The organism is Stieleria maiorica (assembly GCF_008035925.1).
Classification (GTDB): domain Bacteria; phylum Planctomycetota; class Planctomycetia; order Pirellulales; family Pirellulaceae; genus Stieleria; species Stieleria maiorica.
Genome location: NZ_CP036264.1, coordinates 6,373,024 through 6,392,006, shown reverse-complemented (window position 1 = coordinate 6,392,006; position 18,983 = coordinate 6,373,024). Strand labels below are relative to the sequence as shown.

Below are 18,983 nucleotides of genomic sequence, written 5' to 3'. Positions count from 1 at the left end.
CGCGATGCGACGGATGATCCGGCGGCGGTGGAACATCGACCTCGGCAGACGGCGTGTCCTGCGATTCCGCAACTTGGGTCACTGGATCAACTCCTCGTCGGAGCCAGCCGCCGGATCGGACGCGTCGTCGATTTTGCGCAGCCCGATTCCATCGGCCACCGTCGCCAGCGTGGTCACGACGACTTCTTCGCCGTCGGCGAGCCCCTGGCGGATGTACGCGTACTCGGCGTCGCGGAAAACGATCTCGGTTTCGCGGATTTCCAGGACGTCGTCTTTCATGACCCAGACCGTGTCGCTGTCACGGATGTACTTTCGATCCAGCCGCACCACGTCTTCGATCGGTTTGCCTTCGATTTCGGTTTCGATCAGCGTGTCCAGGATCAGCGGCGGTGCCTGGTCGGATTCCCCCAGCGGATCGGGGACGGTGACCAGCACGCGGGCCAAACGCGTTTGCTGGTCCAGCGTACCGATCATGCGTGCGACCTGTCCGAGTCGCTCGGCCCCCGGTGGCCAGGCACCCGGGTTTCGCAATCGCACGGCCGACCCTTTCGAACCGCCGGCCCCTTCCTGGTCGACCGGCCCGGGAAACTGCACCCATGGCAGGCTGCGTACCGGGACGGCGGCCATCACCCAGTATTCACCGATACCGACCAGTCGGGCGAGTTCATCGCCGGGGGAGACCTGGGAACCGACGTTGACCGAACGGCTGAGGATTTGGGCATCAAAGGGGGCCGCGACGCTGGTTCGCTGCAAATCCAACTCGGCCCGCTCGACGGCCGCTTGGGCCGCGCTGAACTCGGCCCGAATGGATGCGATTTGAGGTTCGCGGAGCACCAGGGATCGGTTGGCGTCGCCGATCGTCCCCTCCAGCAATGACAGTTCTTTTTCGGCCAGACTTTGCCGGCCCTGTTCGATTTCCAGCGACGCTTTGGCCTGTTCCAGTTCACTCTTTCGGATCGAAAGCGCGTTTTCGAAGTCGGCGGGGTCGATCCGCAGTAACAGGTCGCCGGCGTGGACCATCCCGCCGGGGACGAACCGGGGGGACAATTCGATCACCGGACCGCTGACCCGCGGGCTGAGCACGATGTCCTGGGCCGGTTCCACCGTCCCGAGGACCGACAAACGGGGGCGAAAGGTGCCACGGCGGACGGAAATCGTTTCGACCAGTGCGGCCGATTTGCGTGTCGCACTGATCTGTTGGGCGGTCGGCTCGGTGCGGTTGATCACCACGATCGCGGCGGCCGAAGCGCCCAGAATCAGGAAACAGGCCAGGGCGTTGCCGGCGACGCGGAGCAGGCGCCAAAGGGTTTGTCGCTGCGGGGTGTCATTGTTTGCCATCGATTGCAGGGAAGGGTTCCACCGACCGTAAAAGTTCCTCAAGTTCCGAAGCCGGCTCCGGCAGCGGTTCAGGTCTCGCGCCGCCGACGCCCTCTCCAACAGCCTCGTCAACGGGGACGGCCGACGCCGGTAACTCTAATTGCTCTGTCTGTTGAGTGTCAAAATCTCCGGCCAACGCCAAGTACAGGCTGACACGGATCAGGAGTAATTCTAGTCGAGCCGCCAAGGTTTCGCGCTGCAATCGTTGTTCGGCCGTGGTCGCGCTGAGCACGTCCAAGTAATCCGCCTCCCTGAACAGGTAGCGTCGACGTAGCTGATCGGAGGCCTGACGGGCCAGTTCGGATTGCAGTTCAAGATGCTTCAGACGCTGCAATTGATTCCGTTCCAACGCCAAATTGTCCTCGACTTCCCGAAACGCCGTCAGCATCGTCTCGCCATACTCGTTAAATCGTTGCCGCAGCAGCGCCGCCGTGCGGTCGACTTCGGCGCGACGTTGCCCCCCGTCAAACAGCGGCGCGATCAATTGTCCGCCGATCGCGACGAACCAATCCCGGAACAGGGTTTCGGGCTTTTCGGCGATGTTCAGGACCGAAGCGCTGAGATTCAAACGCGGATACTGGGCGCTGATGGCCGACGCCAAATCACGATCGGCTGCCATGAAGGCCAAGTAGTCGCGGCGAACGTCGGGGCGGCGCTGCAACAACTCCGACGGCAATCCCGTGTCCGGCAGCGGCGGCAACGCCGGTAATTCCGCCCCAGTGTAATAGCTGGCCTGTTGGGGAAGTTCGCCCAGCAACACGGCCAGCTGGTGTTCCAGCACCTCGATGCGCGCCCTGACGACGACCGATTGCTCCAGCGTCGATTCGACCAACTGACGTTGGCGGAGAACGTCGGGGCCGCCGACTTCACCGGCGCCGAATTTGAGCTCCTGGGCGATGACTCCGTTGCGGTTGGTGTCAATCTGTTCTTCGACCAGGGCCAATTGTGCACGCGCCTCGATCAGCGAGAACCACGTCCGCGCGATCTCGGCCGACAGCGTCAGCGCGATCGCGTGATAATCCGCCCGGGTGGCCGACGCGCGAAGCCGCTCGGCCTGGACCCGCGATTCAATTTGCCCCCACAGGTCCACCTGGTAGGACGTATCCAACCCCAGCGTGTAACTGGTGCGATCCCGACCGGGCCCGAAAACGCTGGCGATTTCCGCCACGCCGTCGACGTCCGGCCACAGGTCCGACGCCTCGCGGCGGGTCAAAGCGCGGGCCGCCGACAACCGATCCAAGGCAGCGGCGAGTGTAAAATTGTTGTCCAACGCCTCATTGATCTGGCGGTTCAGTCCCGGATCATCAAACGTCACCCACCAGCGGTCCGGCACCACTTCCTGACCGCTCGCGGAAAATGGCGGCGGAGACTCGTTTCGAAACGTCCCCGCCACCTCGCGACCGGCGCAGCCGACCAGTGTGGAAAGCAGCAGGGCGGCAATCCACCCATATTGGCGGGCGCGGAGTGGTTCGAGACGGATCATGCCCCAGATCTAGAATTCGCCGCGGGGTGACGACAAGCCCAAGTTCCTTCAATGTGGGCGAATACGGTAATCCCTCTAGTTTTGCCCGGCGCCGTACGTCATTTTGAATACCCCATTCTCGCCGAGAGCAGCAAGACGAGTCATTGTCGCGCATCTGATTCCATGGCAAGAGCATCCCCAAACCCCGCGCATTCGTCTGAACGCGTGGGGGCATTTCGAACGACCCGTTGGAGCCTGATTCAGGCCGCCGCGCGTTCGGACAACTCTTCGACGACCGCTGGCAATCGCCGTGCTCCGGGGAGTGTGTCATCGATCCAAGTCTCGCAAGACAATGTCAGCAACGGCTCACTCGACGGACATTCGGGTCGCGAGCGACAACAGCAGGCCCTGAGCGAGCTTTGCCAGGCGTATTGGCAACCTTTGTACCTGTTCGCGCGACGCCGCGTCGGAAATGTCAACGACGCCCAAGACCTCACGCAAGCATTCTTTGCCGAGCTGCTGGAAAAGGATCTCGTGCGGGTCGCCTCACCGCAGCGTGGGCGTTTCCGATCGTTTTTGCTGACCGCTTTCAAGAACTTTATCAGCCATCAGCGGGAGAAAGCCTCCGCGGAAAAGCGTGGTGGACGGCAATCCATTCTTTCACTCGATTTCGAATCCGCGGACGAGACGTTTCGCATCGATCCCGCCACTTCCGTGACACCGGATCAGGAATACGATCGGCGATGGGCGATCCATCTGATCGACCAGGTGATGCAGCAACTGGAATCGGAATTCGAAGATGAAACGCAGCTGTTTGCCGAATTGAAGGCGTTCTTATTGGCCGACAGCGACCGAATGCGATACGCGGAATTGGCCCAAGCCCACGGCAAGTCGGTCGGTGGACTAAAGATGATGACACACCGGTTGAGAGCGCGATACCGTGAACTGCTGCGGGCCGCGATCGCCGACACGGTGGCGGCAGAGGACCAGATTGACGACGAAATCCGGTGGCTTTTTTCCGCCTTGCAGGGAACCCAAAGAGGCTGATGTGAATGACACGGGCTTAGTGAGCCGGCGCTAACCGCGGGCCTTGACAGGCCTTTGGCACGGCGGTAACGCCCGAGGCTAGCGCCTACGGCTCAGCGTATTGGCTTAAGCCCGTGCCATTCAAGGCTGATGTTTTTCTGGCCTTTTCGCGTGACCTGTTGGAGCGGTTTCGGTAGGTGATGGTAGAGTCAATTCCGATCGTCCTTCCGAGTCCTGGTCCGGACAATGAAAGCATCCAACACTTGCCCCCGGTGCGGTGCCCCGCTGACTGGCGATTCAACATCCGGTTTGTGCCCGGCCTGCCTGATCCGACAGGGCTTGAAGACGACCGCAGCCGAGGGCCAAGTTTCGACGAGCCGTTTGGCGGCCGGTGATATGCTCGGGCGTTACCGGATTGTTCGGCTGTTGGGCAGCGGCGGGATGGGCTGCGTGTATGCCGCCGAAGAATCGGACAGTGGACGCGTGGTTGCGCTCAAGGTTCTGAATCATCGGTTGCAGTCAGCCCGGCATCGATCGCGGTTTCTTCGCGAAGGCCGACTCGCCGCATCGCTCAATCACCCCAACAGCGTGTACGTTTTCGGCACCGAGGAAATCGACGGCGTTCCCGTGATTGCGATGGAGTTGGTCGACGGGGGCACGCTGGACGACCGGATCGACCAGCGCGGTCTGTCGACGGTGGGTGAGTGCGTCGATTTGATTCTGCAGATTCTTGACGGGTTAGAAGCCGCGGCGGAGGTGGGCGTGCTGCACCGTGATGTCAAACCGGCAAACTGTTTCCTGACCGCTGATGGAACCGTCAAGGTAGGCGACTTCGGCCTCTCGATTTCCAGCGAGTTGAGGACCGAAGTGGATTTGACGCAAAGCGGTGTGATTCTCGGTACGCCACTGTTCGCATCTCCGGAACAATTGCGCGGCGATGAATTGGATGTACGATCGGATCTCTACAGCGTCGGCGTCACGCTGTTCAATCTATTGACGGGACGTCTGCCCTTTCAGGCGGACCAGATGGTCAGATTGTTGGCGATCGTCTTGGAGCAACCCGCCCCACCGCCGAGCGCGCTGCGCCCCGAGATTCCGAAGGGGCTGGACCGCATCGTTTGCAAGTGCCTGGAGAAACAAGCTGAGAATCGTTACGCCAGCTATCAACAATTACGCGAGGACCTGCTGCCATATCGGTCGGAAGCTTGCGCCGCGGCAACGGTGGGATTTCGGATGGTCGCCAACGTGGTCGATACGGTTCTCGTGATCGCGGTCTTGTCACTGATTTCGGGTGTCTGGTTTGATGATTTCGTCGGTTGGTACCAAACCGCAGAGGCGATGTTTTCCGGTTTCGGCCCCTATACCGATGTCTCGCTCCGCTGGGCGTCCTTTTTCGCCTTTGCCGTGATAATCGGGTACTTCACGGTGCTGGAAGGGCTTTGGGGGACCTCGATCGGCAAACAATTGTTTCGCCTGCGTGTGGTCGGCATCAATCAAGATGCTTCCGGAATCGCGCGTGCGTGCGCTCGTTCCCTGACGTTCTTTTTCTTTTTGTCCGCCCCATGGTGGGCGCTGTACGCCATCGATGCCGAATTCGCCATACGAAGTTTCGAGGGCGACGACATGCGTTCTGCTGAAACGCTGGCCGCGTGGATTTGCAGCTTTTCATTTCTGCTCTCGTTCGCCACCATGCGACATCGAAACGGTTACGCCGCGGTACATGAACTGGTCAGCGGAACTCGCGTCATCCAGGTTCCCGCGGTCCAGGCACGACCAGCCCTCGATGCACAGACGTCTTCAAAACACACGCCCGCTCTTGCCGTGAGCGCGCCAGAAGAGTCCAAAACGGTCCTGGGCCCGTACCATGTTTTACAGACGATCGATTCGCGACCAGATCGCGAGTTGTTGTTGGCGTACGACCCGCGTCTGTTGCGAAAGGTGTGGATCGTTCGCGGTGATGCCTCGTCAACCTCGTTAAAAGCTCTTCCAGGACCGTTGCAGTCGATTTCACGCGTCGGTCGATTGCATTATCTGGCGAGTGGTCGCGACGAGACACATGTATGGCATGCGTTTGAAGATCCCGGCGGCGACGCATTGCTGAATTTGCCGAAATCCGAGCGTCCATGGAATTCGATCCGTTTTTGGTTGACGGACTTGGCAGCCGAACTTCAATCGCAAGCTGCGGATGCGACGCCGGTCGCGTGGTCGCTCGACCGCGTGTGGATTACAGCGTCCAATCGAGCGTTGTTGTTAGATTTTGAGCCTCCGTCGTTGGCGATCGATGAAGCAAACGGCACTGCGGCGGTTGATCGGTCGGACACGCCGGCAACGTTTCTAAAGCGAGTGGCACTGGCGGCGATAGAGGATCGGATCGTTTCAGATGCCGACGCCCGGTCGGCGGAATTCAGTTGCAGAATCCCGCTCAAGTCGCGAGAGACGCTTGACGATTTAAATCAGCCATCTGCGCCGGCGGAGTTGCACCGGATGTTGCGGGCGACGACGCATGGCGCGACGACGGTCTCGCTGGGACGACGCTGGGGGATCATGGTGGGTTGCTTGATGATGCCGCTGGCGGCCTTTTCCCTGTTCTTTGCCTTTGCCGCCGCAGAGCGGAGGTTACTTCAAGAGACTCCCGAAGTCGGCGAGCTTAGCGGATACGTTGCACTTTATGACCTTTTGCAACACACCGGCGAGGTTGGTCGGACGAGCCCGGCGGGAGCATTGGATTTTCCCGAAACGATTCGTGGAACGATCAGCATGCAGCGCCGTGAAGCGTTGTCATACGCGATCAAAATCATCGTCGTCGACCGCTATCGAGAAACGATCCGAAACGAACAGATCTGGCAAGCAGATTTGACGCAGGTGTTCGGGACCGAACGCGACTTGAAGTTGCTGCGACGGTTTCTTGACGAGACGCCTCCGCCGGATGCCGATCAGGTGCGGCAAGCCGAGGAGGCACTCGAGCCATGGAGCGAAGTGCTGGATGCTCTGGTGTGGCGGCCGACCGACTATGAGTTAGGCGGCTCGTTTGCCGCGTTTGTGATCCTGTGCTCCGTGTTTGTGCTGTGTGCACTGGTCGTCCTGCCCAGTTTGTTGTCCGCGATGTTGTTTTCAACCTCGCCGCTCGTCCGCATTTTTGATTGTGCGGTTGTCGATCGAAGCGGCCGACCGGCCCGTCGTCGGCGTTTGCTGATCCGCGCACTGTTTTTCTGGATCCTTGTCCTGGCGTGTTTCGCCCTGGCAATCGTGTTTGCCATCAGGATGAGCCCGCGAGTGACACCGTTGATTGTGTTGTGGGTGCTGGCGGCGGTCTTTATCGCCGAAAGAGGCTGGCATGACCGCATTGCCGGCACCTGGGTCGTCCCCCACTAGGGCGGCATTTTGTCGCGTGCCCCCACCACGGAGACCCCGTCACGATTCTCCATGCCGCGCAGCCTGACTACCTTCTGCACGTCGCCGTCTCGATTACAATCTCCGAATCTCCCTCCTCGATCCCCACCGCGCCCATCGTCCGCCCCCCCGCGATTTCCGCACGGGCATTGTTCGCATTGGCGAACAGCCCCCAATCAACAAGAGCCTCATGAACATCATCCGCAGCTTCGTTGCCATTCCGAAGAACGCCGTCGTTCCACTGTTGCTGGTCGGCGTCTTGTCCGTAGCGGTCTTTCGCCCCGCGGCCGACGCGGCCGAGCCGTTTGAATTTCGTGCCAACGATGTGGTCGCCATTTACGGCAATGGTCTGGCCGACCGCATGCAGCACGACCCGTGGGTCGAAACGGTGCTGCAAAGCCAGCTGAAAGGGATGAACGTCCGCTTTCGCAACATGAGCTTCTCCGGCGACATCGTTAACAAACGCCCCCGCAACCAGGGTTTCACCAACGACGCCGAGTACTTGCAGCATGTTGCCCCGGACGTGTTGTTCAGCTTCTACGGTTACAACGAGTCGTTTGCCGGGCCGGCGGGAGCGGACGCCTATCGGGGCGAATTGGTGAAGCTGGTCGATCGATACACCAAGCTGCGAAAAGAGGCGGGCAAGGACATTCGCTTTGTCTTGTTCAGCCCTATCGCCTACCAATTCACCGGTGACCGGCATCTTCCCGACGGGCAAGAGCTGAACGCGAATCTGGCCGTCTACACCGAAGCGACTCGAAAAGCGGCGGCCGAAACGGGGGCCACCTTCGTCGATCTGTACACCCCGACCCTTCAGCTGTTTCAATCCGATTCAAAGCGGTACACCCTCAACGGCATCCACCTGAACGCCGACGGCTATCGCCAGCTCAGCCAAATCATCTCACAGGCTCTGCTCGGCAAAACCGTGCCGGCCGACGAAACGCTCGCTGACCTTTACGCGGCGGTCGAGGACAAGAACTGGCATTGGCACAATCGCTATCACGCCACCGACGGCAACGACATCTGGGGCGGTCGATCGACGCTGACCTTTGTCGATGGGCAAAGCAACGCCGACGTGCTGAAACACGAACTGGTCATGCTGGATGTAATGACCGCCAATCGCGACCCTGCGATCTGGGCAGCCGCCGAGGGGAAAACATACACCGTCGACGACAGCAACGTCCCGCCGCCGGTGAAAGTGATCTCCAACATCGGCGGTGGCAGCAAAAGCTCCAGCGCGGAAAAAGAAGGCAGCATCGACTACCTGAGCCCCGAAGAATCGATCGCAAAGATACGGGTTCCCGAGGGCTACGAATTGAACGTCTTTGCCTCCGAAGTCCAGTTCCCCGACCTTGCCAATCCCGTGCAGATGCAGGTCGATGCCAAGGGGCGGCTGTGGGCTGCCAGCTGGAACACCTATCCCAAGTGGGAACCCGGCAAGGAGATGAACGACAGCCTGATGATCTTTGAGGACACGGACAAAGACGGCAAGGCGGACACGCGAAAGATCTTTGCCCACGTTCACAACCCGCTCGGGTTCGAGTTTTGGAACGGCGGCGTCATCGTCACCTCCGGGCCCGATCTGCTGTTCTTGAAAGACACCGACGGGGACGACAAAGCCGACGTGCGATACCCGATGCTGCAAGGGCTGGGAACCGCCGACACGCACCACGCGGCGAACAATCTGGTGTTCGGCCCCGACGGTGGGATCTATTGGCAAAGCGGAATTTTTCTGGTCCACAACCACGAAACGCCGTGGAAACAAAACCTGAACATCGGTGCGTCGGGCATGTATCGCTTTGACCCGCGGACCTTTGCGATCACGCCCCACGCCGGAAACTCGCCCAACCCGCACGGCACCAGTTTTGACTACTGGGGTTACTGCTACGCCAACGACGGCACCGGGGGACGATCGTATCAGGTGCGTCCCGAAGGCAAGGGATTCAAGATGCACACCCTGCTGGAAAAAGAATTCCGCCCCGTCGCGGCCAATGCGATCTTGTCCTCGCAGCACTTCCCCGAAGAGCTGCAGGACGATTTTTTGATCTGCAACACGATCGGTTTTCTGGGTGTGAAACAGTATTCCCTGGATCGCGAGGGGAACGGCAAAGACCGCGAATTCGGACACGTCTGGGGAACGCCGGGGTTGGAATTGATCAACAGCGAGGATCGGAACTTTCGCCCGACCGATGCCGTCGTCGGTGAAGACGGCGCGTTGTACGTTTCCGACTGGCACAACGCCATTATCGGCCACATGCAACACAACATTCGCGACCCCAACCGCGACCACAGACACGGCCGCATCCTCCGTCTGACGGTCAAAGACCGCCCGCTGCAGCAGCCCGTCAAGATCGACGGCCAACCGATCGCGGCGTTGCTGGAAAACCTGAAGCACCCCGTCAACGGCGTCCGCCATCGCACGCGGGTGGAATTGAGCGGCCGCGACTCCGACGAAGTGATCGCCGCGGCACAGCAATGGATCAAGGACTTTGACCCCAACGACGAAACCGAAGCCCACCACTTGCTCGAAGCACTTTGGTTGCACCAGCAACACGGAGTTCGCAACGAAGCGCTGTTGGACATGTTGCTCAGTTCCGACGTCAAACACGCCGTCGTGGCGGCAAACACCGTAAAGCATTTTTGGGAGAACGTCGACACCACCGGGGCGAGCGGATTTGAGGCGCCGGCCGAAATCGAGTTCGTCAAATTCGATCCCCCCAAGCACCTCAGTCCTGCCGATCGAAAAGTGTACAAGTTGGGCGCGGAGGTTTATCAACGGGAATCGCACTGCGCGACGTGCCACCTGACGCACGGCAAAGGCAGCGGAAACATCTATCCGTCGCTGGTCGACAGCCCCTGGGTCAACGGCAGCGAGGACCGTCTGATCAAAATGACGCTGCACGGATTGTGGGGGAAACTGACCGTCAACGGAAAGACGTATGATCCCTCGCGCGGCGTGCCGCCGATGACCGCGTTCCGATCGTTGCTTAATGACAAGGAAGTTGCGGCGGTCTTGACCTTCGTTCGCAACACCTGGGGCAACCAAGCCTCACCGGTCAGCCCCCACAGCGTCAAACTAGTGCGCGAGCAGACCGGCGACCGATCGACGTTCTGGACCCCGGACGACTTGCTCGCCGAGCACCCGCTGGAAGCATCGCTGATGAAGGACGTGCCGGCCGTCGAGACCGAAGAGTTCTCCAATCAAGCCTTGGAAGAAGAACTGCTCAGCACGCCGCCAGCCGAATTGGCCAAGGTTGCGATCGATCAAGGAAACGTGCGACGCGGAAAAAAACTGTTCTATCAATCCGCCGCCGCCTGCTTTGCCTGTCACGACCCGCCGGGCGGGGCGGCACGCCTGGGTCCGGATTTGACCACAATCAAAACCAAGCTGACGCCCGTGCAGTTGGTCGAATCGATCCTGGATCCCTCCAAGCTGATCGACAAGGAATTCGCACAGGTGAGCATCCTGACCGCCGACGGCAAGGTGCAAACCGGCGTGCGGATCTCCGAGAACGACGACGAGATCGTCTTGAGAAACTTGGCCGAACCCGCGCCGATCACGATCGCTCAGGATGACATCGAAGACGTCAAGGAATCCAAGGTTTCGCTGATGCCGGAAAACCTGGCGCGTCAGCTGAAAAGCCGCAAGGAATTCAATGACCTGATGAAGTACATCATCGAAGTCAGAAAACGCTAGCGGATCGAGGACGATGGGTTGTACGAGGTCCTTTCCAGGTCGTCGCGGGGTCAAGCTTCGCGTTTTCGCGTGCGCCGAGTTCGGAGAACACGGCGACGCTGCGGACACATCGTCAAGTACGCCAATGGATTTGCGGTCGACGACTAGTCCGCAACCGATTCGGTTCGCGTGCGATCCCGCTCCACCGCGCGAGTCCATGATTCCAGCGCCTGATTCATCTGCGTGACACGCTCGGGATGTTCGGCTGCCACGTCGTGTGATTCACTCGGGTCGGACGACAGATCGTAAAGTGCCGGTGGAAGCTCCGAATCGTTCTTGGGAATGTTGCGTGTCACGAAGGGCCGCACGAGTTTCCAATTGCCCTCGCGGACCGCAGCGTTGTGCGAATAGCGTGGCTGGGCGCGATTCCATTGCCAAAACCGTTGCCCGGGCAACGGTGCGACATCGGCGTTTCCCGTCAACCGTCCCGCCAAGGACGCACCGTCCAGTTCAAGCGTTTCGGGCACGTCGAAGCCACACAGTTCCATCAGCGTCGGCAGCACGTCGGTGAAGTGAACGGTATCATGAAGCTCCTTGGGTGTCAGCTTGTTAGGCCAATGCACCAAAAACGGCACTTTCACCCCGCCTTCGTAAACCGTGTACTTGGTTTCTCGAAGGTCGTGATTGAACCGTCGCTGAACCAACGGGTCGGGGCCGTTGTCGCTGGCAAACACGACGATCGTCTGCTCGCGGATCTGCAGTCGATCCAGTTCTTCCAACAACTCGCCGATTCCCTGGTCCATGATTTCGATCATCGCGTACACCGTCGCGGTCTGCTGGTCGAGCCCACGCCGCAAATAGGGTTCGATCCGCTCGGCCGGGGCATCGATCGGGCGATGCGGTGCGTAGTGCGCCAGGTGCAAGAAGAATGGTTCGTCCCGATGTCGACGCACAAAATCGACCGCCCGGGCGGACAGATCGGACGTCAGGTATTGATCGTTGACCTCGACGGTCCGCCCCGCCACCTGCAATCGATAATCAAAGTACCGGCGGATAAAGGTGTGATTGAGAAAGCCTTCAAATTCATCAAAACCATGGTCGTTCGGTTCATAGCCCTGGCCATTGCCGCAGTGCCATTTACCGATCAGTCCGGTTGCGTATCCGCGGTCTTGAAGCAGTTCTGCGATCGTCGTCTCGTCGCGGCGCAGGCGTGTCAACGACGGATAGGTCAGCTGATTCAACGTGACCACTCCGGTGCGATGCGGATAGCGACCCGTTAACAGTGCCGCCCGCGCGGGCGCGCACACCGGGGCGGCGGAATACGCCTGTGAGAACCAGACGCTGTCGTCCTTCAGGCGATCCAGGTGGGGAGTCCGGCTGAGCCCGCCGTTCAGGCTGGAAAGGTCTCCCAGGGCCATGTCATCGGCCAGAATCAAGATCACGTTGGGCGGCGAATCGGTTTTCGAAGGTGGCGTCGGTGGTTCGGCGACGGCGTGGGGAAGCAGCAAGCCCGATACGCAAAACAGCGTCAGCGCGACCGTCGATGGGTAGTTCATCAGCAATGCCAACTCTCAATCAAAGGATACCGTGTTCATGTGATTCGACGACTGAAATATAACGTGATGAAACCTCGTGAGTTCCGGCCAGGCGTAGCTACCTTCGCCAGAAGGTGGATCCCCGCCATTTTCCACGCTCTGGCGAGGGTGGCGATGTAAAACGACGCTGCCCAGGCGGTGACGGGCTACAATACCGGCGGAATTTCAACCGAGCCGAATGGCTCGTCATCCTTTGGCTCGACGGTGATTGATGATGTACGTCGTTCGAACGTTATTGCTGCTCGAATTGATCCTCTTCGCCGGAATGGCCTCCGCGGATCAAAATCCAATACCCAGATTCAGTGGGCTCGTTTTGCATTTGGATGCGAGTCAACTGGCGGCGACACAGCAGACCGGGCCGGTACCGAAATGGAGCAACCTTGCCGCTGACTTAGGCGATTTTTCGCAATCATCCTCGGATCAACAGCCCTCGTTGGTTGAAATCGGCGACACCCACGTCGTGCGATTCTCCGGATCGCACCTGCGGAGTGTCGGCAACGACATCTCAACCGAATCGATCAGCGTCTTCGTTGTCGTGGCGCCCCACGCCAACCCCGGCGACTTTCGCGGTTGGATCTCATCCAACGCGCCGGGAGGACGCGACTACGAAACCGGGTTCAATCTCGACTTGGGGCCCGGTCCGACGCGAAAGTTGAACGTCATCAATGCGGAAGGACGCGGTTTCGGCGGGTTTCGGGACCTTTTCGAGGGTGAATTCAACTTCGGGACCTTGCATCATGTCGCCCTCCGCGTTGATGCCGCCTTGAAAACCGTTTCGTTGCGAGTTGATGGACAAGATGCGGGGAAACGCCCCTATGTACCGTCAACGATGTCGCTCGCGGAACTGACGTTGGGGGCTCGCTATTATCACAACGGACAAGGTGAGATGCGCGTTGCCGGTCCGTTGACCTGCGACATCGCCGAAGTCCTGATCTACGACCGGATGCTTTCGGATCACGAAACGGATGCTGTCGAGCGTTACTTGACAGCGAAGCACGCGTCCCTCGCCGAAACATTGCCGGATGCGTTGCGATTGGAAAACGACTCAGCCGAACTGCAGAAAGTTGAAAACCCGCTGGCGATTCAAATGCTGGTGCCTGGATTTGAAGTTCACGAGATCCCGGTCGAATTGACCAACGTCAACAACGTGCGATTTCGCGATGACGGTACGCTGGTCACGCTCGGCTACAACGGCGACGTCCACTTGCTGCGTGACAGCGACGGCGACTCATTGGAGGACACAGCCGAACTGTTTTGGAAGAATGAAGGTTCGTTGCGGGGACCGATCGGGATGTTGGTCACGCCGAAAAACTATCCGCACGGGCAAGGCGTCTTCACGCCCAGCAAGGGCAAGGTGTCATTGATCGTCGACAAAGACGGCGACGACAAAGCCGACGAAGAAATCGTGGTGGCGACCGGTTGGGATGAAATCCCACAGAATGTCGACGCGACCGGTATCGCCATGGCATCCGACGGGTCGCTGTACTTCGGACTGGGAACGGCCAACTATGCCAATGCCTATCTGATCGACCAGCAGGGTGTCGCACACTATGACCTGAAAAGCGATCGGGGCACCGTGCAACGTGTCTCGCCGGACTTCAAGACCCGTGAAACCGTTTGCACCGGCATCCGATTCCCGATCGCGTTCGCCTTCAACCGGCACGGTGACTTGTTTTGCGCCGAACAGGAAGGCGCGACGTGGTTGCCCAACGGAAATCCGTTCGACGAATTGCTGCATCTTGAGCCGGATCGACACTACGGTTTCCCGCCCCGACACCCGCGGCACAATCCTGGTGTGATCGATGAACCGTCCGTCTTCGATTACGCTCCGCAACACCAATCGACCTGTGGGATGGTGTTCAACGGCGACGGTCAATCCGCGCCGATCTTCGGGCCGAAGGGGTGGGCCGGAAACGCGATCGTTTGCGGTGAATCGCGTGGAAAGATTTGGAGAACGCAACTGGTAAAAACGGACTCCGGCTACGTCGCATCGACGCAATTGTTAGCGTGTTTGCAGATGTTGACCGTCGACGCCTGTGTCGCCCCCAACGGCGACTTGGTGGTCGCGTGCCACAGCGGCCCGCCCGACTGGGGCACGGGGCCGACCGGCATGGGCAAGTTGTACCGAATCCGAATGTCGCGTCCCGAAGCTGCGCGGCCGGTCGACGTATGGGCAAACTCGCCGCGTGAAATTCAGATCGCGTTCGATCGCCCGCTGGACCCCGCGATGCTGCGAAACGTCGTCGACCGGATCGTCGTCCAGCACGGCAAATTCGTCCGCGCGGGGGACCAATTCGAAACGCTGATGCCACCCTACGCCGTCGTCCAACGTCAACTGGCGACCCCACGTCAAAACCTGACCGTTCACGGCATGGCATTGTCCGGTGATCGCCGCAGTGTGCTTTTGCAAACCGATCCGATGGGGGCGCGCGATCACTATGCCGTTTCCATTCCCTATCAATCACCCGTCGAGTCATCAACAACCGATGGCATCGAACAAATCGCGTCGATCGATGTTGATCTGACGCTCGGCGGCATACAAGCGACGTTCACCCGCCACAGCGAGGATGCAACGGTGAATCCGGAATGGACGGGTTGGTTGCCGCACGTCAACTGGCAGGTCAACGATGAATTCACGCGGCAGAGTGCGGTTCACGATGACCTACGCAAGCTGATTTCCGGCGGCGGAATGCTTACCATGCAGACTCGGTTGGACGTCAGCGATCTGCTGCGACCCAAAGTCCAACCGGGATCGACGCTCGATTACCAGTGGCCCGAAGAAATCGTCACACTGGCCGCTCACTCGTCCCAGTCGTTTCACCTGGACGTCGCAGGCCGACAGATCGATGCGAACCGAAACGATGACGGAACGTTCAGCGCGACGATCCAGATTGATCCCGAAACGGCGGCCGATGTTCCACTGACCGTGCGTGCCTCCATCGCCGCAAACAGCACCCCCGATTGGTCGCTCTCCGCGTCAACCAACGAGGATTCGCGATTGCGAGCGTTGCCGCTGCGTCGATTCCACTTGCCATGGACCAGTGGTGCCGATGAAGACACGTCGCCGATCGATGCGATCGAAATCGCGGAAATCCAGGGCGGGAATTGGGGGCGGGGACGACGTGTGTTTCACAGTGACGCCGCCGGCTGTTTCAAGTGTCACGCGATCCACGGCCCAGGCTCCAGTCTGGCCGGCTCCGACATCGGTCCCGACCTGAGCAACCTGGTGCATCGTGATTATGCGTCGGTGGAGCGTGACATCAAACACCCCAGTTTTGCGATCAATCCGGATTACCTGGGGAACACGGTGTTGCTGCACGACGGTCGCGTGTTGACCGGAACGCTGCAGACGGTGGACGGTCAGTTGATGCTGGGAGACGCCGACGGCAAGACCACGCGATTGGAAAAGGCACAGATTGACACGATCAAGCCGGCGGAAGTATCGGTGATGCCCAAAGGCATCGACGAGAAATTGACGGCGGACCAGTTTCGCGACTTGATGACGTTCCTGCTGACTCCGCCGCCGCACATGCCACTGGATTCACCGCTGGAAGCTCCGCCGGTTCGCACCCAGGCCGAGGTGGCTGCGGTGTTGGCCGGGGCAGAGCCACCGCCGAGCGTGTTGGACCCGATCAAGGTGGTGTTGGTGGCGGGCAAGAAGGATCACGGCCCGGGCGAACACGACTACCCGGCGTGGCAGATTCAGTGGGGGCAATTGTTGGCCGCCGCCGAAGCGGTCGATGTCGACGCCGCCTGGGATTTCCCAGATGATCAACAACTCGCCGACGCCGATGTCTTGGTGTTCTTTCAAAAGGGCGACTGGGACGATCAGCGTCAAACCAAGATGGACCGGTATTTTGATTCCGGCGGCGGCGCGATCTACGTCCACTGGGCGGTCAACGGCAATGACCGCGCCGATGATTTCTCACGTCGGATTGGTTTGGCATCCAAGGGGGGCAGCATCGGTTACCGGCATGGACCACTCGCCTTGAACGTGCACAACACCGACCATCCGATCATGCGCAACATCGAACCGCTGCAGTTGTACGACGAAAGCTATTGGCGACTGACCGGCCAGCCAGAGAACGTCACCTTGTTCGCAACGAGCATCGAAGACGGCGCCGCGCGGCCGCAAATGTGGGCTTACGAACGATCGGCGGGACGCGTCTTTGTCAGTATTCCGGGCCACTACAGTTGGACGTTTGACGATCCGATCTTCCGGACGATTCTATTGCGTGCGATGGCCTGGACGGCAAAGCAGCCGATCGACCGCTTCAACGAACTCGTCCCCCTCGGCGCGCGGATGTCAAGGTAGAGGCAATTTGTGGGATGGGCTTCCAGCCTGTCCGTTGGTTCCTGTCGATCCTGAAAGCGATTTCCATCGATCCTGATTATGAATACACATGCACTCCCTGCGACTTGGCTGTCGGTCATCGTCACCACCCTGATGACTTGGACGACAACGCACCTGATGGCCGCCGATCCGGTTCCTGCGGCCAAACCCAACGTCGTCCTGTTTCTGGTCGACGACATGGGCTGGATGGACAGTACGCCGTACGGTTCGCAGTACTATGAAACGCCGAACATGCAACGGTTGCAGCGGCAATCGATGCGTTTCACCAACGCCTACGCCGTGCCCCTATGTTCACCGACGCGGGCGTCGATCTTGACCGGCCAGTACTCGTCTCGCCACCGCGTGACATCCGCGTCGGGACATCAACCGGCAGCCCCCGCCGGTGCGTCCCCCTATCCGGCCAAGGTGCCCGCCCAGCGGCCCTTGATCTACGCCAACAGCAAGAACTACTTGGACCCGGGACTGGAAAGCTTGGCCGAGGTGCTGCGCGACGCCGGATACCGGACGGGTCATTTCGGCAAATGGCACTTGGGACTGAGCCAACAGCATTGGCCGGAGCGGCACGGATTCGAAGTCGCCTTTCACGCCGAACCGAGTCCCGGACCGGCCAGCTATTTCTCACCCTACGGCGTCCACCGCACGGGCAATCCGTCGGGGAAACATCACGTCGGGACGATCACCGACGGTCCGGACGGGGAATACATCACCAATCGTCTGACCGATGAAGCGATTCGGTTCGTCGAAGCCCATCGCAACGAACCCTTCTTCCTGAACTTCTGGCACTACGCCGTCCACGGTCCTTGGGGACACAAGGAAGCCTACACCAAGCAATTTGCCGAAAAGACCGACCCTCTCGGGCGGCAGAACAATCCGATCATGGCATCGATGCTCCAAAGCGTCGATGAAAGCCTGGGCCGCATGTTAGATAAGTTCGACCAACTTGGGCTGACCGACAACACGCTGTTCATCTTCTATAGCGACAATGGCGGCAACACGCACAGCAACGTGCCCGGAAGCCGACAGATGGTGAACATCAAACCGGGCCATCCGAAATGGGAGTTCGTCCAAGACTGGAAGAAGTGGGCCGGAGACCAACCGCCGACCAACAATGCCCCGTTGCGTGAAGGCAAGGGCCGAATCTACGAGGGCGGACAACGCGTGCCGCTGATGGTCCGATGGCCCGGTCAGATCAAACCCGGGTCGACCAGCGATGCCGTCGTCGGACCGATCGATCTGTACCCGACCATCCTGCAGGCCGCGGGCCTGGAGAAGCCCGACGGGCACGTCGTCGATGGGGAGTCGCTCCTTCCCGTGTTGAAGCAAACCGGCAGGCTGAACCGCCAAGCCTACTTCACCTGGTTCCCACACTTGATTCCCGCGGTGTCTGTCCGCCAAGGAGACTGGAAATTGATTCGACGGTTTGAACCGCATCCCCAATATCCGGAAACCCGCGAATTGTACAATTTGAAGGACGACATCGGTGAAACCCAAAACCTTGCGACCATGCGGCCCGATCGGGTGGCGGAACTGGACGGGTTGATCGACCAATTCGTGCGGGACACCGGAGCGTTGTATCCGAAACCGAACCCGGACTACAAAGCAGACGCCACCGCGACGCCCGGGTCCAGCGACGTCACCTCCGGGTTGGTGCCGCGAATGTGCCAACTGGTCAAATCCGAGGGTGCGATTCGAGTCGTCATCGAAGGACGGACGCCGTTCTTGGGCACAGCCCAAGTGAAGTCCACTGGTCCGATCACCCTGACGCTGCGCGCCCGCGCGTCGGCCGGAGGGCAAGGCAAAGTGCAATGGAAGACCGCGGGACAGACGACGTTCCCCGAATCGGGCCAAGTCGTCAGCTACCAGCTCGCGCCCGCCGCTCAATGGCAAGACGTCAGCGTTGAATTGCCACTGAAAGATCGAAGCAGCGTGATCCGGTTGTATCTGCCCGCCGATGCGGCGGAACTGGAAATTCAATCGATTCGTTTTCGAGGCGCCGGCGGACGCGAAACGCTGTGGGACTTCTCAGGCGTCTCGCGGTAGCCGAAGACGGCGCAAAAAAATCCCCGCCGATCCTCGTACCGCCTCTCGCCAGGCGGCACGTTC

Annotated in this window: 8 protein-coding genes; 5 read left to right on the top strand and 3 right to left on the bottom strand. The window is 59.9% G+C overall.

Annotated features, from left to right (window positions below; translation table 11 throughout):
- Nucleotides 1–78 precede the first annotated feature (78 nt).
- Both Mal15_RS21680 and Mal15_RS21675 read right to left on the bottom strand, forming a co-directional pair.
- Nucleotides 79–1,338 (bottom strand): efflux RND transporter periplasmic adaptor subunit, encoded by a 1,260-nt coding sequence (locus tag Mal15_RS21680; RefSeq protein WP_147869687.1) that lies wholly within the window; start codon nt 1,336–1,338, stop codon nt 79–81.
- Nucleotides 1,325–2,860, bottom strand: a complete 1,536-nt coding sequence (locus tag Mal15_RS21675; protein ID WP_147869686.1) for an efflux transporter outer membrane subunit — start codon at nt 2,858–2,860, stop codon at nt 1,325–1,327. Before Mal15_RS21675 ends, Mal15_RS21680 begins: the two co-directional genes overlap by 14 nt.
- 303 nt (nt 2,861–3,163) lie before the next feature.
- Between Mal15_RS21675 and Mal15_RS21670 the strand changes: the two genes are divergently transcribed.
- The 3 genes from Mal15_RS21670 to Mal15_RS21660 all read left to right on the top strand — a co-directional run bounded on the left by Mal15_RS21670 (nt 3,164) and on the right by Mal15_RS21660 (nt 10,952).
- The gene (locus Mal15_RS21670; protein ID WP_147869685.1) at nt 3,164–3,886 is read left to right on the top strand and encodes an RNA polymerase sigma factor; all 723 of its coding nucleotides are present in this window, start codon (nt 3,164–3,166) and stop codon (nt 3,884–3,886) included.
- Nucleotides 3,887–4,204: 318 nt separating this feature from the next.
- Complete coding sequence (locus tag Mal15_RS21665; protein WP_167546969.1) at nt 4,205–7,237, top strand: protein kinase domain-containing protein; 3,033 nt, start codon at nt 4,205–4,207, stop codon at nt 7,235–7,237.
- 208 nt (nt 7,238–7,445) lie between these two features.
- Nucleotides 7,446–10,952 (top strand): PVC-type heme-binding CxxCH protein, encoded by a 3,507-nt coding sequence (locus Mal15_RS21660; protein ID WP_147869683.1) that lies wholly within the window; start codon nt 7,446–7,448, stop codon nt 10,950–10,952.
- 143 nt (nt 10,953–11,095) lie between these two features.
- Here Mal15_RS21660 and Mal15_RS21655 read toward each other — a convergent pair whose 3' ends face one another.
- Nucleotides 11,096–12,487: an arylsulfatase gene (locus Mal15_RS21655; protein WP_147869682.1), complete on the bottom strand. Its 1,392-nt coding sequence runs from the start codon at nt 12,485–12,487 to the stop codon at nt 11,096–11,098.
- Nucleotides 12,488–12,737: 250 nt separating this feature from the next.
- On the opposite strand from Mal15_RS21655, the gene Mal15_RS21650 reads away from it, so the two are divergent.
- Complete coding sequence (locus Mal15_RS21650; protein WP_147869681.1) at nt 12,738–16,841, top strand: ThuA domain-containing protein; 4,104 nt, start codon at nt 12,738–12,740, stop codon at nt 16,839–16,841.
- A gap of 78 nt (nt 16,842–16,919) precedes the next feature.
- The gene (locus tag Mal15_RS21645; protein ID WP_233902941.1) at nt 16,920–18,920 is read left to right on the top strand and encodes a sulfatase; all 2,001 of its coding nucleotides are present in this window, start codon (nt 16,920–16,922) and stop codon (nt 18,918–18,920) included.
- Nucleotides 18,921–18,983: the final 63 nt, after the last annotated feature.

What these genes read in the sequence shown, in the direction of transcription:
- Mal15_RS21680 (WP_147869687.1), bottom strand. Translation starts at nt 1,338, where the DNA reads ATGGCAAACAATGACACCCCGCAGCGACAAACCCTTTGGCGCCTGCTC.
- Mal15_RS21675 (WP_147869686.1), bottom strand. Translation starts at nt 2,860, where the DNA reads ATGATCCGTCTCGAACCACTCCGCGCCCGCCAATATGGGTGGATTGCC.
- Mal15_RS21660 (WP_147869683.1), top strand. Translation starts at nt 7,446, where the DNA reads ATGAACATCATCCGCAGCTTCGTTGCCATTCCGAAGAACGCCGTCGTT.
- Mal15_RS21655 (WP_147869682.1), bottom strand. Translation starts at nt 12,487, where the DNA reads ATGAACTACCCATCGACGGTCGCGCTGACGCTGTTTTGCGTATCGGGC.
- Mal15_RS21650 (WP_147869681.1), top strand. Translation starts at nt 12,738, where the DNA reads ATGATGTACGTCGTTCGAACGTTATTGCTGCTCGAATTGATCCTCTTC.
- Mal15_RS21645 (WP_233902941.1), top strand. Translation starts at nt 16,920, where the DNA reads ATGAATACACATGCACTCCCTGCGACTTGGCTGTCGGTCATCGTCACC.